At 36.4% G+C, this 24017-nt stretch carries 19 protein-coding genes; 11 read left to right on the top strand and 8 right to left on the bottom strand.

Annotated features, from left to right (window positions below):
- Position 1: 1 nt before the first annotated feature.
- Positions 2–1240 (bottom strand): D-alanyl-D-alanine carboxypeptidase, encoded by a 1239-nt coding sequence (locus AC1DDK_RS10695; RefSeq protein ID WP_337717065.1) that lies wholly within the window; start codon positions 1238–1240, stop codon positions 2–4.
- Between the two features lie 122 nt (positions 1241–1362).
- On the opposite strand from AC1DDK_RS10695, the gene AC1DDK_RS10690 reads away from it, so the two are divergent.
- The 3 genes from AC1DDK_RS10690 (at position 1363) to AC1DDK_RS10680 (ending at position 3866) form a co-directional block, all read left to right on the top strand.
- Positions 1363–2616: an aspartyl protease family protein gene (locus AC1DDK_RS10690; RefSeq protein ID WP_172662333.1), complete on the top strand. Its 1254-nt coding sequence runs from the start codon at positions 1363–1365 to the stop codon at positions 2614–2616.
- A gap of 18 nt (positions 2617–2634) precedes the next feature.
- Complete coding sequence (locus tag AC1DDK_RS10685) at positions 2635–3576, top strand: hypothetical protein (protein WP_216854442.1); 942 nt, start codon at positions 2635–2637, stop codon at positions 3574–3576.
- A gap of 98 nt (positions 3577–3674) precedes the next feature.
- Entirely contained in the window at positions 3675–3866 is a 192-nt protein-coding gene (locus tag AC1DDK_RS10680; RefSeq protein WP_008241764.1) for a cold-shock protein, read from the top strand.
- A 66-nt stretch (positions 3867–3932) separates the two neighbouring features.
- Here AC1DDK_RS10680 and AC1DDK_RS10675 read toward each other — a convergent pair whose 3' ends face one another.
- Positions 3933–4745: a glycerophosphodiester phosphodiesterase gene (locus AC1DDK_RS10675; protein ID WP_477633890.1), complete on the bottom strand. Its 813-nt coding sequence runs from the start codon at positions 4743–4745 to the stop codon at positions 3933–3935.
- Between the two features lie 92 nt (positions 4746–4837).
- On the opposite strand from AC1DDK_RS10675, the gene AC1DDK_RS10670 reads away from it, so the two are divergent.
- The 5 genes from AC1DDK_RS10670 (at position 4838) to AC1DDK_RS10650 (ending at position 14479) form a co-directional block, all read left to right on the top strand.
- Positions 4838–8155 (top strand): hypothetical protein, encoded by a 3318-nt coding sequence (locus tag AC1DDK_RS10670; protein ID WP_337717069.1) that lies wholly within the window; start codon positions 4838–4840, stop codon positions 8153–8155.
- 11 nt (positions 8156–8166) lie between these two features.
- Positions 8167–8601 (top strand): rRNA maturation RNase YbeY, encoded by a 435-nt coding sequence (gene ybeY / locus AC1DDK_RS10665; protein WP_172662336.1) that lies wholly within the window; start codon positions 8167–8169, stop codon positions 8599–8601.
- A 295-nt stretch (positions 8602–8896) separates the two neighbouring features.
- Entirely contained in the window at positions 8897–10759 is a 1863-nt protein-coding gene (locus tag AC1DDK_RS10660; protein WP_477633889.1) for an ABC-F family ATP-binding cassette domain-containing protein, read from the top strand.
- An 85-nt stretch (positions 10760–10844) separates the two neighbouring features.
- Positions 10845–12707: a tRNA uridine-5-carboxymethylaminomethyl(34) synthesis enzyme MnmG gene (mnmG, locus tag AC1DDK_RS10655; RefSeq protein WP_172662338.1), complete on the top strand. Its 1863-nt coding sequence runs from the start codon at positions 10845–10847 to the stop codon at positions 12705–12707.
- A gap of 143 nt (positions 12708–12850) precedes the next feature.
- Complete coding sequence (locus AC1DDK_RS10650) at positions 12851–14479, top strand: Ig-like domain-containing protein (protein WP_172662339.1); 1629 nt, start codon at positions 12851–12853, stop codon at positions 14477–14479.
- Position 14480: 1 nt separating this feature from the next.
- Here the strand turns inward: AC1DDK_RS10650 and AC1DDK_RS10645 are convergent, their stop codons facing one another.
- A complete protein-coding gene (locus AC1DDK_RS10645; RefSeq protein ID WP_172662340.1) occupies positions 14481–14990 on the bottom strand; it encodes a gamma carbonic anhydrase family protein in 510 nt (169 codons plus the stop codon).
- 2 nt (positions 14991–14992) lie between these two features.
- Entirely contained in the window at positions 14993–16579 is a 1587-nt protein-coding gene (nadB, locus tag AC1DDK_RS10640) for an L-aspartate oxidase (protein WP_172662341.1), read from the bottom strand.
- Positions 16580–17082: 503 nt separating this feature from the next.
- Between nadB and nadA the strand changes: the two genes are divergently transcribed.
- A complete protein-coding gene (gene nadA / locus AC1DDK_RS10635; protein WP_172662342.1) occupies positions 17083–18075 on the top strand; it encodes a quinolinate synthase NadA in 993 nt (330 codons plus the stop codon).
- Between the two features lie 134 nt (positions 18076–18209).
- Positions 18210–19250, top strand: a complete 1041-nt coding sequence (gene thiL, locus AC1DDK_RS10630; RefSeq protein ID WP_172662343.1) for a thiamine-phosphate kinase — start codon at positions 18210–18212, stop codon at positions 19248–19250.
- On the opposite strand, the gene AC1DDK_RS10625 is transcribed toward thiL, so the two are convergent.
- Positions 19245–20570 (bottom strand): DNA recombination protein RmuC, encoded by a 1326-nt coding sequence (locus AC1DDK_RS10625; RefSeq protein WP_288881327.1) that lies wholly within the window; start codon positions 20568–20570, stop codon positions 19245–19247. The genes thiL and AC1DDK_RS10625 overlap by 6 nt on opposite strands.
- A 71-nt stretch (positions 20571–20641) precedes the next feature.
- Positions 20642–21781: an NAD(P)/FAD-dependent oxidoreductase gene (locus AC1DDK_RS10620; RefSeq protein WP_337717075.1), complete on the bottom strand. Its 1140-nt coding sequence runs from the start codon at positions 21779–21781 to the stop codon at positions 20642–20644.
- Between the two features lie 86 nt (positions 21782–21867).
- Here AC1DDK_RS10620 and AC1DDK_RS10615 point away from each other — a divergent pair, with 86 nt between their 5' ends.
- Positions 21868–22563, top strand: coding sequence for a zinc metallopeptidase (locus AC1DDK_RS10615; protein WP_172662346.1), 696 nt, complete (start codon positions 21868–21870; stop codon positions 22561–22563).
- Here AC1DDK_RS10615 and apaG read toward each other — a convergent pair.
- Complete coding sequence (apaG, locus tag AC1DDK_RS10610; protein WP_048908132.1) at positions 22560–22946, bottom strand: Co2+/Mg2+ efflux protein ApaG; 387 nt, start codon at positions 22944–22946, stop codon at positions 22560–22562. The two genes, AC1DDK_RS10615 and apaG, sit on opposite strands and share 4 nt — an antisense overlap.
- Positions 22947–22978: 32 nt before the next feature.
- On the bottom strand, positions 22979–23986 hold the full coding sequence (gene dusB, locus AC1DDK_RS10605; RefSeq protein ID WP_172662347.1) for a tRNA dihydrouridine synthase DusB: 1008 nt from the start codon (positions 23984–23986) through the stop codon (positions 22979–22981).
- Positions 23987–24017: the final 31 nt, after the last annotated feature.

The raw sequence follows: 24017 nt of genomic DNA, 5'->3' as shown, positions 1-24017 counted from the left end.
CCTAAAAGTTTTCATGCACGTAGGTTATAATTTTGCCCATCTCATTTCTCACTCCGGTTGTAGACGAAACAAAATTATTATTCATAAAGGAGAACAGATATATCTTGTTTTTTTTGGTCACAACATAACCGCTCTGACAGTGAACATTCGATAGCGTTCCTGTTTTGCCAAAAACAAAGGGATCATTGGTTTTAGGATAGGCATTTTTTAAGGTTCCGCTCTTCCCACCGGCCGGGAGCATCGCAAATAATCTCTTTTGATCATTCACCTCTTTGTAAATAAGCTCCAGAAGCTTAATAATATCCCTTGGGGTGAATAAATTATACCTTGACAAGCCAGAACCATCAATCCATACGGGTTTATCCTGTAGCTCCTTTAAATAGGTTTTTTCGATGTGCTGTATTGCCGCCTCTGCACTCAAATGCTCGCCAATCTGATTTGAATATACCAGGAGCAACTGTTCGGCAATAAAATTGTCACTTGGAACCAGCATCTCTTTAAAAACAGAATCCGATTTTAAAGAATACAACATTGATGCATTAGCGGGCATATTCATGTTAACTAATTCAACCTTTTTTCCAAGCGTATCCGACAATAATGCTAATGTTGTTTGCAAACTGACTTTATATGGCACGGCCTGCTTATATCCCAAAGGCACAGCTACTGAGGGATAATTAAATCTATTTTCATTGAAATCCCTCTTTACAAGAAAAGAAGTATCTTTTATTGAAGAATCCTGACCTACACAATCAGCAAACAAGGTAGGCGAAACCTTCAATTTACCCTTCTCTTCATTAATTTCAACCAGGTTCCCCATAATCGGGAACTCATTGATCTCTGCCTGATAATAATCATTGTAATCATCCCATTGCCAACCCTTTCCATAAAAATCCCCCTTGTATCTTCCATGCGCAAAAAAGAGTTTCTTTTTTGTAGCTCTTAGAAAATCGAAAGCTTTCGTTCCTTTTAACTGGATTTGTAAAAAAGAAGGATCTCCTGTCCCCCAAAATATAAGGGAATCACCACGCTCAATATACCGCAAGGCTGGAATTGAATCAGGGGTCATTTTTAGTCCCCCATAAAAAGTAAATAATTTAGTGTTTGATGCCGGAGTAAAATATTTATCAGCGTTATTTTCAAAGACCATTTTATCCGCAGACATATCGTATAAAGCAAACCCAACATAGTGTTTTTTTAGCCCCTCAGACTGTTTAAAAAGGCTATTCACCTTTCTGGCCATACGACGGTCAATGGAGCACCCACTTAAAAAAAAGCCCCCACAGACAACCAATAAAAGAAATAAGCTTTTAATTTTAAATTCAGATCTACACATACTGACTACTAATTTATTAAATTAGTTCAATGAATTCGCTTATGCGTGCCGTTAATTTCTTTTTCTTAAAAGTTATTCTGATTTCCATAATAATTGGAATTTGCTCGGCATATGCCCTAAAAGCCCAGCAATTTAGTTTTCATGGTTCTCGTACAAAAGGCGCTGTCAATTTTACCCTTATCCGGAATTTAATTATTATTCCCTTGTACATTAACAACAAAGGCCCGTATAACTTCATTCTTGATACCGGTGTAGGACCATTGGTGATCACAGATACTACAATTGTTAAAGATTTAAACCTCAAAGATCTTCGGCCTATTAAAATAACCGGTCTCGGTAAAGGAATAGAAATCGACGCTTTTCTTTCCAATGAGCTCTCAGCCAAAGTAGGCAAAGCAAGTATTGATTACATCCCTACGGCAATATTAAAAACAGATATTTTAGGTCTTTCAAATTTTATGGGCATCAGAATTTATGGCCTTTTGGGTTACTATTTCTTCAATAGCTTTACAGTCGAAATTAATTACTCTTCTAAAAGAGTAATCTTTAGCTTGCCGGGAACTAAAAAGAAAATAAAAGGAGATATTGTTCCATTGCAAATCATCAATAACAAGCCCTATATCAACGTAGAGCTAGACACCAAAGAATTGGGTATAATAAACGCAAAAGTTGTTGTTGATAATGGTGCCAGTCATGCCATTTCACTTGAAACCTTAAACGAAAAACCTTTCCCTGTCCCTGCAAATTCAATTCCTGCAAATCTCGGAATTGGTTTAAGTGGTCCAATTAGCGGAAATGTTGGGCGTGTGCCCAAAATAAGGATAGGAAACTTCGTGTTAAAGGATGTCATTTCTTCCTATCCTATTTATGATGATGTAGCGGCAAAAACGTTTATTTTAAATCGAAATGGGAATCTGGGAGCCGACATATTAAGTCGGTTCAATGTTACTTTTGATTATGCAAATGAAATCATGTACCTCAAACAGAATCAATCCTTCAAGCGGCCGTTTGAACACGATATGTCGGGTATCGAAGTCTATGTAGAAGAAGACCCAAACAAGCGATATTTCATCAGCAGAATTGAACCCAATTCTCCGGCCCAGTTGGCAGGAATACATGAAGGAGATGAGATTATATCCATCAATTTTTCTAGCGCCAAAACCCTAAACCTTAATGACATTACCAAAACATTACGCTCGGGAGATGGCAGGGGCATTTTCCTTTCCATAAACAGAAATGGAGAGCTCCTTATCAAACTTATAAAATTGAAGAAACGGATATAAATATTTATTTTTACAAATATGACGAAGATACCCCGTTTTAAATTATTATTCAGCTTAATCTTACTCACTACATCTTATGCCTGCAACAGCCCTAAAGAGGAGAAAAAAGTCGTAAAAAAACTTTCATTTGATTCAATCATTGGAATTAGATATCAGGAAGTAAAGCGTAGATTTAGCAACGGCCTTTCTTTCAATGAAATGGGATTCCAGCAGGAACCATCGTGGATCATTCAGTTTAAATCAAACGATACAGTGATGGCTTATAGTCCTCAAAAGAAAAAGATGCAGCCCTTTTTTCTCATGTTTGATCATGGCGATGTATATAATTTTGCAAATGAATACTTCCGGATAAAAAAAGTAAACAAAGATAGCCTTGTGTTTCAAAGGCTTCATCTTCAAAAAAAGGAAATCTCGAAAGACATCAGATCTGATGTTAACATAACTTACTATTCCGATAATTATATAAAAAATGTATTAAAAACAACTGCAGAGGAGCTGCAAAAGCCCTCCAAAGCCGATACACTTTATGTTCAATGGCTCTCTGCAAAATCAAATCGCAACCCGAAAAATTTAGATAGTGCGTTCGCGGGCCGGCAGCCGGTGGAGTTTACCCCGGTAAGCAAGCTAATTAAAGTAAAAAAAATCACAACCGTTGACCCCTTTATGGGCAGAACACAATCCTACGATTATTTATTCCCGGAATATCGTATCGACATTGATAAGGCTTACAAGGACTTTGCATACGCATTTAATGTGCTTGTAAATGCTAATGGCAAAATGTATTTAACTTCATTTGGAAACGTTTTGCCAGAACACAAAGAGGCAAGAAAGAAATCATTAGAAGCAATTATCAATGTCTATCTTCAAAATCTACTGAGGGTTACACCGGGAAAAACACTTGGAATACCCCACTCTAGCGAAATTAAATTGGTTGTTCAGGGCAAAAAAGACAATAAATGATGCTTTTCGCATTTTATATTAATCAAAATATAAAGCACTTGCATTTTAATAAAAAAATAATATGTACATTGCACACTTAATTTTTAATAAATAATACAATGCAAGAAGGAACAGTAAAATTTTTTAATGTAACTAAAGGTTTCGGATTCATCATTCCAGCAAACGGAGATAGCGAAATTTTTGTACATTCAACAGGCCTTATCGATGAAATTCGTGAAAACGACAAAGTTGAATACGATGTTGAAAGCGGTAAAAAAGGGTTGAATGCGATTAATGTTAAAGTAATCTAGATTATTAAAAACATAAATTGTACAGCATCGCAGATAACCTGCGATGCTTTTTTGTTTTATAGCCTTTTATTTATTCTCCGTCTGTGTTGCTTTGATGGTCTCGAAAGCCAATTCAGGTTCGTTTGTAGTTATAAACTCCACCTTATTCTTAAGCAGCCATTTCATGTCCTCAGCATTATTAACTGTCCACGCATTAATAGTTAAACCCAATTCTTTAGCCTTAGCAAACCACTCTCCTTTTTGGTAAACGCTGTAGTGATAATCCGCACCATAAAATCCATCGGCTTTAAGTTTATCTAAAGATGCATCTCCATTCAAATAAGCCACCCTAGCCTTAGGGTCCAATTCCAAAACCCGCTTCAGAACATCATAGCTAAAACTAATGTAATCAACCCATTCTTTTGCTTTCAATTTCTTAACCATTGCAACTGCACGGTCAGTTAATTTCTGATCTCTTTCCGGATCTGCTTTCGATGGTTTTATCTCCAGAATCAACTTCATTTTCTTCTGCTTTATTCCCTCTTTTAAATACGCTTCCAGAGTAGGAATATTTTCGCCATTTGGATGTTTTTTAGTCAAAAGCTCTTTATACGTTACTTGCGCAATATGAAGCCCATAAAAGTCCGGATCGTGGTTAATAACCAAAACGCTATCCGAAGTCATATKAACATCGAATTCAGAACCATAACAGCCCAATCTTATCGCTTCTTTTAGAGAGGCAATAGAGTTTTCAGGTAAATTATTCTTTTTCCATGCCCCACGATGCGCAATAACAGGATTATTATTCCATGAACTTCCCTTAACAATTGCTTTAGGCTCCGGATCAAAACTTTTCGTAAATACAGCCATAAGGGTAATGACTAAAATTGATGATTTCATAAATATACTTTTTCTAAAAATACTCGTTAAATGTTTATCTAAACGTTTTCTTAAAGTTATTTTTTAACTTTATTACCCATTCCACTGTTTTAATGAATAATAATTACGCCATTTTAATAGCTAAAGTTAATGAGTTTACGCAAAAGTTTTATCTGAATAAGCTGGTGCGGGGGTCTATCTATGCAGCAGCCTTGCTACTTCTGGGTTATCTTTTCCTCTTTCTGTTTGTTTATTATACAAACCCTGGTGTAGGCACTAAAACCTTCCTTTTTTTTTCGTTTATAGTGTTTTCTGTAGCAGTAATATCATTTCTCATTATAAAACCAGCACTTTCTTACTTCAAACTAAGTAAGAATCTAAGTATAGAAGAAGCGGCTACATTAATTGGCGATCATTTTTTTAATGTAAAAGATAAGTTACTAAACACCCTTCAGCTTCAGGCGCTTGCCAATCAGCATCCAAACAACAATCAATTGATTTTAGCAGGGATTGATCAGAAAATAATGGAACTCAGACCCGTTCCTTTTGCAAGCGCAATCAAACTAAAAGACAACAAAAAGCACATTAAATACTTCCTCATACCTCTCTCTGTTATCCTGCTAATTGGCATAATTGCACCAGCCATATTAAGAGAAGGAACTAGCAGTTTTGTTCAGTACAATAAAGAAATTCTCCCTAAAGCTCCTTTTGATTTTGTGATGTTAAACAAAAGCCTAATGGTTCCGCAGGGCGATGACTTTACGCTTAAACTTAAAACCACAGGAAACGAACTCCCTCAGGAAGTATATGTTTCAGATGGAGCAAATACCTATAAATTAGAAAAAGAAGGCAACAACCGCTTTACCTATATATTCAAAAACCTACAAAAGAATAAAAACATTCAGTTCTCTGCCGGGGGCTTTAACTCTATTTCTCATACAATTGAGGTTAAACCCCGTCCTTCCGTACTCAATATTACAGCTAAACTCCAATACCCCGCATATCTAAACAAAAAAGAAGAAACCATCCAAAATGCAGGTGATTTATTAATCCCTGAAGGAACGATAGTTACCTGGTTGTTAAACACAGAGAACAGTAGTGCGCTTAACTTTATCATTGGGGGCAAGCAGTACGCTTTAAATTCTAGTAGCAATAGCTTTAGTTTTACCAAAAAGCTACAAGAAAATACAGGATATCAAATTACTCCTAAAAACAGCTTTATAAACAGCAAAGACTCTCTCTCTCATCAAATAGCCATTATTAAGGATGAATTCCCTAACATCTCAATAGTAGAAACCCCAGATTCTGTTAGTAGCAAGGCCTTATATTTTTCGGGGAATATATCAGACGATCATGGATTTAGTTCCTTAAAATTTCAATACAATATCAAAGAAAATGGTATCCTAAAAAGCACTGTCACAAAATCCATTTCAATAAAGAAAAATCAACAGGAAGACGCATTTTTCTATCTATGGAATCTAAACGAGACGCCTCTAAAGCCCGGACAAGCACTAGAGTACTATTTTGAGGTGGCAGATAATGATGCGGTAAACGGAGCTAAAAAGACTAAATCAGCGATAAAGATATTTGAAGTTCCCACCCAACAGCAGGTTGCCGAAAAAATAAACCAGGGAAACACAGAGCTGAAGCAGAAAATGGAAAAAACCATCAAACTGGCCTCCGAAGTTGAAAAAGACAGCAAAAAGCTTGGAGAAACGCTGCTGGATAAGAAACAACTCTCTTTCGATGATAAAAAACAGATAGAACAACTGCTGGATAAGCAGCAGCAACTTGAAAAAGCAGTTGAGGAAATCAAGTCATTAAATGAAAAAAACACACTCCAAAAAGAAGAGAACAATGCTTTAAAAGACGAATTAATGGAGAAACAAAAGAAGATTGATGACCTGTTCAACAATGTTCTTAATGAAAAAACCAAAGAGCTTCTTCAAAAGCTTCAAAACCTAATGGACGAGAACAATAAGGATCAAACTCAAACTGAGTTGTCTAAAATGCAGATGGACAACAAGTCTTTAAAGAATGAACTTGACAGGATATTAGAGCTTTACAAGCAATTAGAATTCGAACAAAACTTAAAAAACAACACAGACAGGCTAAATGACCTTGCTAAGGAGCAAAAAGAATTATCCCAAAAAAGTGCAGAAAAAGACTCTGGGCCCAACAAGCTTAAGGAAGAACAGAAAAAACTCTCTTCTGAATTCGACGACATTAAAAAAGAACTCGAGAAACTAGATGAGAAAAACCAGCAAATGGAGCGTCCAAATCCATTTAAAAATCCTGAAAAAGAAACATCCGAAATCAAACAACAACAAAAGGACAGCGAGAACAAACTAGATCAGAACAATAAAAAAGATGCGTCCAAAAGTCAGCAGAAAGCGGCCGAACAAATGGAAAAGGTTGCTAAACAAATGGAACAGATGCAGCAGGAATCTGCTGAAATGGAAAGTAACCTGAGTATTGCCGAGCTGCGTCAGTTATTAAAAAACCTGCTGAACACCTCTTTTGATCAGGAAAAGGTAATGCTGAACCTAAAAGGAATGAATAGCAATGACCCTCTTTATACACAGAACGTGCAGAAACAACGCAGTATTAAAGACAATATGAAAACCATTGCCGATAGTTTATTCTCTTTAAGTAAAAGGGTGCCACAAATTGAAACTGCTGTTAATGAAGAAATGCAGAAGATTAACTTCAATATTGATAAAAGCCTGGAAAACCTTGGAGAAAGAAACACTGCCATGGCAAACAGGAATCAGCAGTACACCATGACGTCAGTAAACAACCTAACCTTAATGCTGAATGAAGCGCTGGACCAGCTCCAGAATATGAAGAAAAACACCAAAGGAGGCGGGCAAGGAAAAGGAAAAGGAGGCAGCATGCAGCAACTTCAGCAAATGCAAAAGCAGCTTAACAACAGCATGCAAAAGGCACGCGATGAGCTTCAGAAGAACGGGAATAGAGGCTCTGTACCAAAAGGGCAAATGAGCCAGGAGTTTGCAAAAATGGCCCAGCAACAACAAATGATAAGAGAAGCACTTCAGAAAATAAATCAGGAGCAAAATAAAGACGGAAAAAATGGGCTCGGAAACCTCAATCAAATGATAGAAGACATGAAGTCTACTGAGAATGAGTTAGTTAACAAAAAAATAGAACAGGAAACCCTTAATCGTCAAAAAACCATTCTTACAAAACTACTTGATGCAGAGAACGCGCAGCGAGAACAAGATCAGGATGCTAAAAGAGAGGCAAAAGCCGCTAAAGATTTCCCCCCTTCTTACAAACAGATGCTCGAAAAATTTAAAAAACTTCAGCAATCAGAAACAGAATGGCTGCAGAAATTGCCTCCTGATTTAAACTTCTTCTATAAAAAGAAAATAACAGAGTACTTTAAATTGCTAAATTCGCCCCAATAATTTATGATCTGATGAGCAAACCGAGCATTAATTTTTTTACAGAAGACACCAATTATACCATAAAAAAGAAGACCGTTATTAAGGATTGGCTCAAATCTGCCATTGCAGCAGAAGGATATCTTTTAAAGGAATTGAATTTTATACTTTGCTCCGACGAATATCTGCTGCGTATAAACCAGGATTACCTTAATCATGACACATATACTGATGTAATTACTTTTGACAACTCAGAAGAGCTTAAAACGATTGTGGGCGACATATTTATCAGCATCGAAAGAATAAAGGAAAATGCGGCAACATTTAAGCATACCGTTGAGCAGGAATTGTGTAGGGTCATGATTCACGGAGCACTTCATCTTTTGGGATATAAGGACAAAACTAAAGCAGCAAAAACACTCATGACTGCGCGCGAAGACCACTATCTTGCGCTTTTATCTAATCCTTAATATTTGGCTGTTTTTAGGCTTTTTGCCGGGACTTGGCTTTTTTACAGCATAAGTATTGGATTGTCCGTTGTTATTGCTTCTAACGCCCGCTAATAGAGCCGTTTTTTAACCCTTTTTATCTTCAAAAGTACCATTGTTCTTATTTTGAGGAGGCTATTATAACATTTTCGTTACAATCAAGTTATGTTACTGTAAGATCAAAATCCTCTATATTGAATAGGCCCAACTATATACCAAATAATTATTGCTTACTTTTGTAGTAATTTCTTATCTATAATCTCGTTAAACACAGACTTTGAGCACACTAATTGCAGCCGAAAACTTAGGCCATGCTTATCACGATGAATGGCTTTTTAAAAACTTAACTCTGGGCATACAAACCGGTCAGCGCGTAGCGCTAGTTGGAATAAATGGCGCCGGAAAGAGTACCCTATTAAAATTACTTGCCGAAAGATTCTCTCCTCTTGAGGGTAAAATTGTAAAAAATAAATCCGTAAAGATCGGATTTCTTGATCAGGAGCCATCTTTCACTGAAGGTCACTCCATTAGTGATTTCATATTTTCATTGGAAAACAAGCAACAACAACTTATCAAAGAATACGAAGAGCTGATAGAAGACCCCAATCCAGATGAAAGGACACTGAATCGCTTATATGAGGAATTAAGCGAACACAACGCCTGGGAGTATGAGCATGAGATAAAAACCATTCTTAGTCGGATGGGGATCACTCATTTACAACAACAAATTTCTACACTTTCTGGCGGACAGAAAAAGCGTTTGGCCCTGGCGAAACTCCTTATTGAGGATCCTGAGATCTATGTATTAGATGAGCCAACGAATCATCTGGACATAGATACGATTGAATGGTTAGAGAAATTACTTACATCTGGAAATAAAACGATCCTATTGGTTACGCACGACCGTTATTTTCTGGACAATGTATGTAATACGATCGTTGAGCTAGACAGAGGAAAAATATATAACTACAATGGCAACTATGCCTACTTCCTTGAAAAGAAATCTGAAAGAGAAGCTGCTGATGAGAGTACTTTTCAAAAGAACAAAAATCTTTTAAAGAAAGAATTAGAGTGGATGAGAAGGATGCCACAAGCACGTACCACCAAATCTCAGGCAAGAATTGACGCATTTTACGACTTAGATAGCAAAACAAAGCAACGAACTGACAATCAAAGTATTACTTTAAATGTAAAAATGTCACGCCAGGGAAACAAAATTCTTGAGCTAGACCATATTGGGCAGTCATTTGATGATAAAAAAATCATCAGTGATTTCAGTTATACATTTAAACGCGCCGACAGAATTGGTCTCGCCGGGAAAAACGGAACGGGAAAATCCACTTTGCTAAATATTATTACCGGATTTCTTAAACCTGAAAAAGGAAAAGTCGGGACTGGAGAAACAACTGTTTATGGTTACTATAAACAAGGAGGTTTAGCTTTCAATGAAAAAGAACKTGTTATTGATATTGTAAAATCTGATGCCGAATATATTAAAATGGCAGACGGGCAAACCATATCCGCCTCGCAACTATTAACGCTATTTCTCTTCCCGCCCAAGAAGCAACATGGCATGGTCGAGAAACTAAGCGGTGGAGAAAAGAAGCGATTGCACCTGATGAAAGTATTAATGCAAAACCCAAATTTCTTAATTCTCGATGAGCCTACAAATGATCTTGATATCGACACCTTAAATGTTCTTGAAGAATTTCTTGAGAATTTTCCAGGTGTGCTAATACTTGTATCGCACGATAGATATCTGTTAGATAAAATGAGCGAGCAATTATTTATAATGGAGGGAAATGGTGAAGTGACGATTTACAATGGAAATTATTCGGAATACAGATTAAGTTTAGATGCTGCAAAAGAAAAACCAGAAGTAAAAAAGAAAGAAACGCAAACGCCCGCTCCTACCCCAGTGGCACAAAAAAAATTAAGCTACAAGGAGCAAAAAGAATTAGAAGATCTGGAAGCAAGGATTCCTCAAATTGAAACAGAAGTAGAAAGGCTAACACAATCATTGTTAGAAATCGATAGTTCAAACTATATTGAAATTCAAACCGTAACCAAGTCTATCGAAAGCTTAAATACCGAAATGGACATTGTAATGGAGAGATGGCTCGAGCTTTCAGAGAAATAAATTAATAACTTTACAAACACGTTCCACGTGAAACGCTCCGGAAAATCATCGCAGAGTTTCACGTGGAACATACAAAATATAAGCTATGTTTAATGAATATGATGTAATTGTTGTCGGTGCAGGACACGCAGGTTGCGAAGCTGCAGCGGCAGCAGCAAACCTTGGCTCCTCTGTTCTATTGATCACGATGAACATGGAGACCATTGCACAGATGAGCTGTAACCCGGCAATGGGCGGAGTAGCCAAAGGACAAATAGTTCGGGAGATCGACGCTTTGGGCGGGTACTCCGGGATTATAAGTGACAAGACAACTCTTCAATTCAGAATGCTAAATCTTTCTAAAGGTCCGGCGATGTGGAGTCCAAGAACTCAAAATGACCGCAAAAGATTTGCCGAAGAATGGCGACTAGCTTTAGAGCGTACTCCAAATGTTGACTTTTGGCAAGATATGGTAAGCAGCCTACTCATTAAAAACAATACTGTAGTTGGAGTTAAAACTTCCTTAGGTGTCGAGATAAAAGGCAAGTCTGTAGTACTCACAAATGGAACATTTTTAAATGGCGTTATCCATGTTGGCGAGAAAAAATTTGGCGGCGGCCGCACCGGAGAAAAAGCAGCAACTGGAATTACCGAACAACTTACAGAGTTAGGATTTGAAGCCGGCAGAATGAAAACTGGCACCCCTCCCCGAGTAGATGGAAGATCCTTAAACTACAGTGTTATGGAAGAGCAATGGGGCGACGAAAATCCGGGCAGATTCTCTTTCACAAACGTAGCCAGACCGACCGAACAACGTTGCTGCTGGATCACCTATACAAACTCCGAAGTGCACGAGACCTTAAAAGAAGGCTTTGAAAAATCACCAATGTTTACTGGTCGCATCAAAGGCCTTGGTCCAAGATACTGTCCTTCCATTGAAGACAAAATCAATAGGTTTGCCGAACGTGAAAGACATCAAATATTTGTGGAGCCTGAAGGCTGGAATACTTGTGAAATATATGTAAATGGATTCTCTACCTCGCTACCAGAGGATGTACAATACAAAGCACTAACCAAGATTCCAGGATTTGAAAATGCCAAAATGTTCAGGCCAGGTTATGCCATTGAGTACGATTATTTCCCGCCTACCCAACTATCTTTAACCCTAGAGACCAAATTAATCAGCAATTTATTCTTTGCTGGCCAAATAAACGGAACAACCGGATACGAAGAAGCTGCTAGTCAGGGTTTTATAGCAGGAATCAATGCCCATCAGAAGGTAAAAGACAAACATGAGCTCATCATGAAGCGCTCTGAATCATATATCGGTGTTTTAATTGATGATCTTGTAACTAAAGGCACCGAAGAGCCATACAGAATGTTTACATCCAGAGCGGAACACAGACTCTTACTTAGACAAGATAACGCAGATATCAGGCTCTCCCCTATTGGCCACAGTCTGGGTCTGATAAACGATGAACGTCTGGATCTCGTTAAGCAAAAAGTAGCTAATTCAGATGCAATTGTAGAGTTCTCCAAAAAACAGGCAATTGATATGAATCAAGCAAATGCGCTCTTGCAAGATTTAGGAACAAGTGCGTTAAATCAGACCGTTAAAGTATTTAATCTTTTAAGCCGACCGCAAGTAGGAATAAATGATATTAGAACTGTTAGTCCGAACTTCAATGAATTTTTAGATCAGTTTGATAAAGAAACTATTGAGCAGGCWGAAATAAAAATCAAGTATGAGAGTTATTTTGAAAAGGAACAGGAAATTGTAAATAAAATGCAAAAGATGGAAGACAAGGATATTAATCCAAATTTTGACTATTCTCAATTAGTATCTTTATCAAAAGAAGCTCGCGAGAAATTGTTGAAAATAAAACCAAGAACGCTCGGACAAGCGTCCCGAATTTCAGGTGTTTCGCCTTCCGACATATCCGTTTTAATGGTACATATCAGCAAATAATACATAACTAACTGGATAATAATAATTTAGGTGTTAAAATAATAGATAAAAATAAGGCTCATTTTAAAGCGATATAAACCACTTTTAGAAAAAAGTAATGATATCTATTAAAAACAGGTTTAAATTCAATACAACTCATATAAATGGCTAAAAACAACAACATAGTCTTCTTAAGGAATTTCGCTATCCTATTTTTGATAGTTTCTTTAATTTACAGCTGTGCAAGTATTCAGCAACCTCAGGGTGGGCCCAGAGACACCACCCCACCTAAGGTCTTAAGCATGCTACCAAAAGACGAGACTACAAATTTCACATCCAAAAAAGTTGTTATAGAATTTGATGAGTATTTCAAATTACAGAATGAGTTTAAAGAATTTTCTGTTTCACCTGAAATGCCTAAACCTCCAGTTCTAAAAACGAAGGGAAAAAAATTAGAAATATCCTTTCCGGATAGTCTCGAAAAAAACACAACATATACTTTAAACTTTGGAAAGTCTGTTGCCGATGTTAATGAATCTAACGTAGTCAAAAATTTGACCTATGTATTTTCAACAGGTCCAAAACTTGATTCATTGAGCATAAAAGGAAAAGTAACAAATTCATTAACGGGTGAACCGGAGTTAGACGCCGTTGCATTTATACTGCCCCTAAATAGAGATACACTATTCGGAAAAGGTAAGCCATCTATTTATACCCTTACAGATAGCAGTGGTAATTACAGCTTAAAGAATTTAAGGAGCGATACCTATAAATTATACGTCCTCAAAGAAAAAAGTGGTGATAAAATCTATCAGCAAGCGACAGACGAAATTGGTTTTCTAAAGGATTCCATCGTTTTAACCAAGAATATGGATAGCATGAATTTAAAGGTATTTAAAGAGGATGCTACCGTATTTAGAATCGTTGACAAACGCCTGAATCCAGATGGAAGTATACTGTTAACTTTTAATCAAAAACTAAAGAAGCCGGAAGCAATAATTCTGGATCCTCCCGCCTTAGATGCTTCAAAGAAAATTAAATTTAGTAAGAACAACGATTCACTAAAAGTTTGGCTTACAGATTTAAGCTTCGATTCAACAAAAGTAAGCATTAAAGAAAACGGAAAATTGCTTCAAACAGCAACATTAACCAGAGGTAAAAAAGAAACATATACCAGATCATTAACGGCATTAAATAATCTTGATAACCGCGCTTTGCCACCAGGCAGAACCCTAAAATTTACCTTCAATTTTCCAATAGAAAGCTTTGATGCAAGCAAAATAACATTACTGGAAGACTCTGTAGATACCAAAAACTTCACCTTGACTAAAGACAGTTTAGACCAACTCTCCTACTATTTCAGGTATCCGTGGAAACAAAAAACCATGTATGATATCACCTTCGCTCCTGGCGCATTTACAGCCATTTTTAAGGCTCAGAACAAGGAAATAAAAACTTCACTTGAGCTTGGCAAGAAAGATGATTACGGAACACTAAAAGTAAAAATTGTACCTCCTGAAAAACAAAAAAGTTATATTCTGGAAATTATTGATGGCAACAAAAGCATCGTAAATACAATAGTTGTAAAACAAGATACATCTGTAACTTTCAGTAATTATAAAGGCGGAAAATATTTCATAAGAATAACCTACGACACCAATAAAAACGGCGTCTGGGACACAGGAAGTGTTGCCCTGGGATTACAGCCCGAAAAAATATGGAATGAGCCTAAAGAGTTATCAATCAGGCCTAATTGGGAAAGAAATGAGGTAATTACTATTCCAAAAGAATAAACTATCTGAACCAGTCAGAATACATGATATAATTGTCCGGTAACTTATTTAATAAAGCCCTTTGCTCATCAGTAATGGGCTTTATTTTTTTTGCAGGTGTACCTGCATAAATAAATCCGCTTTCACAGTGCGTATTCTCTAATACAACAGCTCCTGCAGCAATAATAGTATAATCCTCAACAACTGCATTATCCATTATGATAGCGCCCATGCCCACCAATATATGGTTGTTTAGCGTACATCCATGTACAATTGCATTATGACCAACAGATACCCTATTTCCTATCCTGGTGGCCGCTTTAAGGTAAGTAGCATGAATAACAGCACCATCCTGAATATTACTGTCATCACCAATCGTAATCTTATTTACATCCCCTCTAATCACGGCATTAAACCAAACAGAGCAATTTTTTCCCATAATCACATCTCCAACTATTGTTGCATTAGGAGCAATAAAACAATTGTCACCCCACTTTGGATGTACATCTTTAACTGGTAATATAACTGGCATAATTAAAAAATTGTATCTGTTAATTGTTCTGAATGATTAGGATAATCAGTAGTAAAATGAAGTCCTCTGCTCTCTTTTCTGGCCATAGCCGATTTTATAACGATGAACGCTACCTGAATTACATTTCTTAGCTCACAAAGTTTTACAGAGACCTTATTTCCTTTATAAAAATCCTCTGTTTCCTGATGCAATAAATACAAACGTCTCATGGCCCTTTCCAACCTGAAATCAGAGCGAACTATACCAACATAATCACTCATTAATTTCTGAGTTTCTCTTAAATTATGAGTTACTAATATGTCTTCATTTGATTGTGTAACCCCATGATCATTCCATTCAGGAATATTATCAGGAATCACGTTATTCATAAAATTAGCCACAGCATGTTCAAATATACGATGAGCAAACACAGGAGCTTCCAATAACGAATTAGAGGCCAACCTGTTGGCTCCATGTAAGCCTGTCGAAGAACATTCGCCACAAGCATATAAATTCTTTATAGATGATCTTCCAAACTCATCAACCAATATCCCACCACACATATAATGAGCCGCTGGAGTAACCGGTATCAGATCTTTGGTCATATCTATACCTATAGACAAACATTTAGCATATATATTAGGAAAATGGGCCAAAATATCAGCCTTTTTTCTATCCGTTATATCCAGATAAACGAAATCCTCACCCGATTTTTTCATCTCAGAATCAATAGCTCTTGCTACTATATCCCTTGGCGCCAAAGACCCACGCTTATCATACTCATACATAAACTCCTCACCATTTTTTCTTCTAAGCACACCTCCAAAACCCCTTACAGCTTCAGAAATCAGAAAAGCAGGATACTCCCCAGGATGATATAAAGCTGTTGGATGGAACTGAATAAATTCCATATTCCTTACTTTTCCTTTAGCTCGATAAACCATTGCCATTCCGTCACCAGTAGCAATCACCGGGTTTGTAGTGCTGGAATAGATATGTCCGGCACCTCCAGAAGCCATGATAGTCACATTAGCTAATATCTTTTCCACATCGTTAAGCTCTGTATTAAAGGCATATATCCCATAACAGTTAATAACCTCAGTGGCTTTATCAACATGTATCCCAAGGTGATGTTGAGTAATTAACTCCAAACAGAAGTAATGTGTTAATATCTCTATGTTCTCATTCTGATGAATTTGCTTCAATAACACACTTTCAATTTCATAGCCTGTTACATCTTTATAGTGTAGAACACGATGTTCAGAATGCCCGCCTTCCTTGGCCAGATCATACACTCCGGTACCATCTTTATCAAAGTTAGTCCCATAGTCGATGATCTCTTGTATACGCTGAGGACCCTCAGTCACAACTACTTCTACAATATGTTTATCACATAAACCATCTCCGGCAATTAATGTATCTTCAATATGCTTCTCAAAAGAATCATCTTTATCTACAACAACAGCCACTCCGCCCTGGGCATATTTAGTATTAGATTCGTCTTCGTTAGACTTAGTAACAATTAATACTTTGCCATATTTAGCTGCCTTTAATGCAAAGCTCAAACCGGCAATACCTGATCCTATGACCAAAAAATCTACTTTTCTCATTAAAATGTGTTATTTCCACTCCTTTGTTAACAACGTTGATATAATTGTTAACTACTTGTCTAAATAAATAGAACAATTTTATTTGAATGTTTAAAGCTAAGCTAAAATGGTAATTCGACGCAATATTTTAACTTATTTTTAAGCATAAACGTATAGGTTATTAACTTTTTATTCACCAACTAAGAATACACATATTGGTATTGATAAGTTTTAGAGTGAATTAATATATCGTTGTAAATCAGCCGATATTTTTATTAAAAATGTAATCTAAATGTTAATAAGTTACTAATAACTCATAAAAAAGCATTTTTTTGAAGTACTTTTAAACAATACTAACACACTAATAAACAATAGAAATCTATTTATATATAATAATTATATTTTATTGAAGTGTTGAAAGCTCCGTACATTTACAAAAGTTCCAAAACAGATAATTAAAATTTATCCTGTTCTTTGCTGCACTAAAAAAGAAATATTAAAAAAGAAAATATCAACTCATTAAAATGGACACCTTAGAGGAAATTAACAGAAAAGGTTTTGTAGATGAAAAGATCGATCCCACACTTGACCTTTTTGAGGAAATTGAAAAATTAAAAAGGGAAAAGAATGCGATAATATTAGCTCATTATTACCAAGACCCTGATATTCAGGATATAGCAGATTATATTGGAGATAGCTTAGGGCTTTCTCAGGAAGCTGCTAAGACTGAGGCAGATATCATTGTTTTTGCCGGAGTGCATTTTATGGCAGAAACAGCTAAAATTCTTTCTCCCAATAAAACTGTTTTGTTACCAGATGTAAAGGCTGGATGCTCATTAGCAGATAGTTGCCCACCACATTTATTTAAAAAATTTAAAGAAAAATATCCTGATCACCTGGTCATAACGTATGTAAACTGCACAGCAGAGCTGAAGGCACTGAGTGATATCGTATGTACCTCCACAAATGCTGTTCAAATTGTTGAAAGTTTACCAAAAGATCAGAAAATTATCTTCGGACCAGATAAAAATCTTGGTGCATGGGTAGCAAAGAAAACCGGTAGAGACCTGGTACTGTGGAATGGAGCATGTATGGTGCACGAAATATTCTCCAGAGAAAAAATAACAAAACTTAAAGAGCGCCACCCTAATGCAAAGTTTATTGCGCATCCTGAATGCGAAGAAGCTGTATTAAAAATGGCCGATTACATTGGTTCAACAACAGGATTGTTAAAATATTCCATAAATAACGACGCTCAGGAGTTCATTGTAGCAACGGAAAGTGGCATTATTCATCAAATGGAGAAGGCTAATCCCGGAAAAACCTTTATTCCTGCACCGCCAAATAACAGTTGCGCATGTAATGAATGCCCGTATATGAAAAGAAACACGTTAGAAAAACTGTATTTGTGTTTAAAAAATGGATCTCCAGAGGTAACAGTACCTGAAGATATCATTGTAAGAGCAAGAAAACCAATTGAAAGAATGCTTGAGATATCTGCAAGTTTGGGGTTGTAGTAGCCAAAATTAGATTGGTTAATCGTCATTGTTGCCCGTCATCTCGACGATAGGAGAGATGACGAATCGCATAAAAAAGAATGTTGGTAACTATGTTAATTCAATATAAAACAGTAGTTTAAAGAAATAAGATAATGTTTGAGAATAAGGAAAGAACTGATATTTCAGAGTTGGGAGAATTTGGGCTGATAAAGCATTTAACAGATACTTTTAAAATAAGACATGAAAGCAGTATAAAAGGCATAGGTGATGATGCAGCAGTATTAAATTTTAACAACAAAGAAGTGCTGATTTCTACAGATCTGCTGCTTGAAGGAATTCATTTTGATCTTGCTTACGTACCGCTAATTCATTTAGGTTACAAAGCAGTTCAAGTAAACCTAAGCGATATTTATGCAATGAATGGTATTGCAACTCAGGTAACCGTTTCTATCGGTTTATCGAGCAAATTTACTTTAGAAGCAGTTGAAGAAATTTACAAAGGAATTGAACTCGCCTGTAATAAATTTAACATCGATCTTATTGGAGGAGATACCTCAGCAAGTAAACAAGGATTGGTAATTAGTGTAACCAGTATTGGCTATGCTGAAAAAAATGATGTTGTTTATAGAAATGGAGCTGGTGAAGGTGATCTCTTATGTGTTTCCGGAGATTTAGGCGGTGCTTATGTTGGGATGCAAATATTAGAAAGAGAAAAGCTTATTTTCCTTGAAAATCCTAATATCCAGCCAGATTTAGAGGGTAAAGATTACATTATTGAACGTCAGTTAAAACCTGAAGGAAGAAGAGATATAGTTGATCTTCTGGCACAAATGGAAATAAAACCGACCTCAATGATTGATGTATCAGATGGATTGGCTTCTGAAATATTACACATTTGTCAGCAATCTGAAAAAGGATGTAACCTTTACGAAGAGAAGATTCCAATAGATCCAATGACTTACGAAACTGCACGTGAACTTGGTTTAGACCCGACGGTATGTGCTTTAAGTGGTGGCGAAGACTATGAATTGCTATTTACAATTAAACAGGAAGACTATCCTAAACTAAAAAATGATGTTGATATCACCATTATTGGTCACATCACTGATAAAAATTCGGGATGTAAAATGATATCTAAGTCCAATGTTGTGCATGAATTAAAGGCACAAGGGTGGAATGCATTTAAATTATAAACTATCTTCCTCATCAGGTAAGGTAGAATCCAGAAATTTGGTGTCAATCTGCTTAGTAGCTTTGGCACCTAATTTCTTAATTTTCTCTGAAGTATTGGAAAGGTTTCCGGCACCGGTAGAGAGCTTATTTAAAGCTTTATCATAAGCATCCTGGCTTTGCTTAATGTTCTTTCCTATTCCCTCCATATCAGTTAAAAAGCCAACAAATTTATCATACATATTGCCACTTAAACGGGCAATTTCAAGTACATTTCTATTTTGTCTTTCCTGTTTCCAAATACTTGCGATGGTTCTTAAAGTAGCCAATAAAGTAGAAGGACTTACAATAACTACTTTTCTGTCCCAGGCATAATTAAAAAGCTCGGCATCCTGTTGTACCGCAATGCCAAAAGAAGATTCAATGGGTATAAATAACAATACAAAATCGGGTGAATTGATCTGATAAAGATCATGGTAGTTCTTGGCAGATAAACCTTGTATATGAGCTTTTATAGAAGCAAGGTGTTGTTTTAAATACAAATCTTTATCATCATCAGTATCCGAACTAACCAATCGTTCATAAGCCAATAAAGATACCTTAGAATCAATTATTATATGTTTATCATCTGGAAGGTCAATAATAACATCCGGTTGCATTCTACCCCCGTCAGATGAGTTCAAACTGGTCTGTATTCTATATTCCCTATCCTTTACCAGCCCAGATCTTTCCAAAACACGTTCCAGAATTACTTCTCCCCAGTTTCCTTGTTTTTTATTGTCGCCTTTAAGGGCCCTGGTTAAGTTATTTGCATCTTCCTGAATTTGCTTGGTCTGATCCATTAATTGGGAGATCACACCTTTCAAAATATTTCTTTCGTCTGATTCAGATTTATAAACCTTATCAACCTTTTCTTCAAAAGCTTTAATATTTTCTTTAAATGGATTTAGAATAATATCAAGATTAGTCTTGTTTTGTTCTGTAAACCTTGCTGTCTTTTCTTCGAGCACTTTATTGGCTATATTTTCAAATTCCAACTTAAATCTTTGTTGTAGTTCCGCAATATATTTATCCTGCTCAATCTGCCTTTCACGTTGTGCAATTAGCGATTCTTCAGCTTTTATTACCTTACTGCGCTCATTCATATAATTGAGGCGAAGATCATTCAATTCATCTTCCAGTTTCAATTTTTCATCCTTTAACCAATTCATCGATTTTTGATGTTCCAATTCCTTTAACTCCAAAAGAGCAATATGATTTTGATTAGCCGCCGGTTTCTTAAACAATAAAAAAATAAGTGAGGCTAAAATGATAACTAATAAAACTATTCCTGCTATTTCCATACTAATATTGTTATCAAATGTGACCATAATAACTTTAAATTGCAAAAATAAATAGTATTTTATTGATTAGGTTATAGTGAATCTATAACAAGCCGGGCGGCATCTTCTCCGGTTTGAGTGCCCATTGCAATTCCCATTCCATTACACCTAACAGCACAGAAAACATTGGGTTTTACTTCTTTAATTATAGGATTTATAGTAGACCCAAATGCCATAATTCCGCTCCAGGTTTGCTCTATTTCAAAAGGTGTTTCAGGTAAAATTACATCCGATAACAATTTTATTAGCGCATTCTGTACCAACTCGGTGGTTCCAAATTCAGTGGTTTCCTCAGCTTTAAAATCAAGGTTTCTTCCGCCTCCTAAAAGAAGCCTGCCATATATATTTCTAAAATAATAATACCCTTTATCGTAATGAAAAGTACCCTTTATTTTTAAGTTCTTTATTGGTTTTGTAATGATCACCTGACCACGTCCGGGAATTACATCTAAAGAAGGCAATAGCTCCTTTACAAATGCATTCGTACAGATCAATACCTTTTTACATCTAAAATTTCCGTCTGGGGTTAAAATGACTTGTTCATCGCCTTCTTCTTTTAGCGCAGTGACTGTACAGGAATTAAAAATACTTATCCCTTGTGATGCTGCTTTATTAAGCAAACACTGCATCATTTTCCCGGTATCTATTTGTGCCTCCAAACTATTTTCTAAAAGGATGCTCACATCTTTAAAACCAAACTCAGAAATTTTACTTGCTGCAGTTTTAAAAACCTCCTGCTTGCCCGATATTTCCTTCAAAATATGGTTATAATGGCCAATTTTGGAGACACACAATGAAGATAATTCATTTTCTAACGGCTTAAATAATTCATAACCGCCATAATTTTCATAAGATATTGAACTGTCTCCCAATAGCTTTCTGAGCTTTAGGAGGCCATTCCAGCGTTTATCAATTAAATTGTATAAACCGTCGGTTCCTATAATTTTCTCCTGTTCTATTAATTCAGAAATACTGCCGAAACAAGCAAAGCCAGCATTCTTTGTGCTCGCTCCCGAGGGTAAGAACCCCCTTTCTAATACAGCTATACTTAAATGTGGTATTTCTTTTTTTAAACTAATTGCAGCGTTCAAACCCACAATTCCGCTTCCTATGATAATAATATCATAATTAAAAAAGTGCTGTTTTTCCCAATAAGAAATCAATGCCGACATAATATAAAATTATGTTATTTTTTGATTATCAGATAAATTGGGAACGCTTTTTGATTAAAACCTAATGAGATTGCAAAACTAAAAAAATGGGAATTTATTTGATTTTAATAATCCCGGTTCTAATATTAAGCATGTTTGTACAATGGAGATTTAGAAATAAGTTTTCAAAATATGCTGAAATGCACTTGAATTCGGGATTTTCGGGAAAAGAGGTTGCAGAGAAAATGCTGCACGACAATGGGATATTTGATGTAAGGGTGATGAGTACCGATGGACAATTATCAGATCATTATAATCCTTCAGATAAAACAGTTAATTTAAGTACAGATGTCTATTATGGGCGGAGTGTTGCAGCAGCAGCAGTAGCTGCTCATGAGTGCGGGCATGCCTTACAACAGGCTAAATCATATAGCTGGTTAAATCTTAGAACCAATATGGTGCCTTTGGTAAGCCTAACTTCAAACCTTTTACAATGGGTATTAATTCTGGGCGTTTTATTAATTGCATTTACTTTTAACCCTGTTGTTTTAACAATTGGAGTAGTTGGATTAACACTAATAACTATTTTTAGTATAATTACCCTACCGGTAGAGTTTGATGCCAGCAGAAGAGCGCTTATATGGCTAAAAAACAATAAAGAGATACTGTATACAGCAGAAGAAAATACACAGGCTAAAGATGCACTTTGGTGGGCGGCCATGACTTATGTTGTAGCCGCGTTAGGTGCCATGACTAATCTTATCTATTACCTTTCCATATTATTTGGAAGGCAAAAAGGTTAGTTTAATCTGTAAGAAGCTATTAAGCTAAATTTAGGAATATCAACTGTAAATTCAGTATCGTCAAACAGACGGCTCATTAAATAGCTGCCGTTCATGGTACCCATATCAGTTGTTAAGTTACAACCAGATACGTAAGAATGGCTTTCTCCAGGTTCAATTACAGGCTGTAAACCAATAACTCCTTCGCCTTCTACTTCTCTTTGAACACCGCTGGAATCAAAAATGAACCATTGACGTCTTTTAAGCTGTATAGCGTAATCTGAAAGGTTTTCTATATTGATGCGGTAGGCAAATACATAGTGATCATTTGCTGGATTAGAATATTCATCCTGATACACGGTTTCTACCGAAATTTTAACACCATCTGTTATTGCTGTAACCATTACAATTTTATTTTTTAAATGTTTTTCAAAAATCACGCCATTTCCCCAACCGGGAGAATGTTATGATACTTATCTGCCACTTCGTCCAGGATACTATGTATTGTTTCTATGTTATCCTCTTTGACAAGTAACATTCTATAAGGTTTAAAGTCTGGCAAACCTTTAAAGTAGTTTGCATAATGGCGTCTCATTTCGAATACACCAACTTTAGGTCCTTTCCATGCAATTGATTTCTCAAAATGCGTTCTGCATACTGTTACACGCTCTTCAACACTTGGTCCGGCTAAAATTTCGCCTGTGTTAAAAAAGTGTCTTATTTCCCTGAATATCCATGGATATCCAATAGCAGCCCTGCCAATCATGATGCCGTCAATCTCGTATTCCAGTCTCCAGTCTGCCGCTTTTTGTATGCTATCTACATCACCGTTACCAAAAATTGGAATTTTTATGCGTGGATTACGTTTAATCTCTCTTATCAGTGTCCAGTCTGCCTCGCCTTTATACAGCTGAGCTCTGGTTCTTCCATGAATTGTTAACGCTTGGATACCAATATCTTGTAATCTTTCTGCAACTTCTTCTACATTCTTGGTATTATCGTCCCATCCAAGTCTGGTTTTAACCGTTACAGGCAAATGTGTAGCTTTTACAACAGCCTCGGTCATCTTAACCATTTTGTCAATATCCTGCAGCAAACTAGCACCCGCGCCCCTGCAAGCAACGTTCTTAACGGGGCAGCCGTAATTGATATCCATCAGATCAGGATTGGCCAGCGTAGCAATTTCGGTAGCCTCTCTCATATGATCAATCTCACTTCCAAATATCTGTATGCCAATAGGGCGCTCATATTCAAAAATATCAAGTTTAGCCCTGCTTTTTGCAGCATCCCTTATTAATCCTTCCGACGAAATAAATTCGGTATACATCATATCTACCCCGCTTTGTTTACAAACAAAACGAAAAGGAGGATCGCTCACATCTTCCATCGGTGCAAGCAATAAAGGGAACTCTCCCAGGTCAATATTTCCTATCTTTACAGACATTTTTCTATCTTCAATGCAAATTTCAAAGTGC

The sequence above is a fragment of the Pedobacter sp. 05T44 genome (assembly GCF_056395985.1).
The sequence above is the reverse complement of the archived record's forward strand: the minus strand, read 5'-3'. Positions and strand labels throughout refer to the sequence as shown.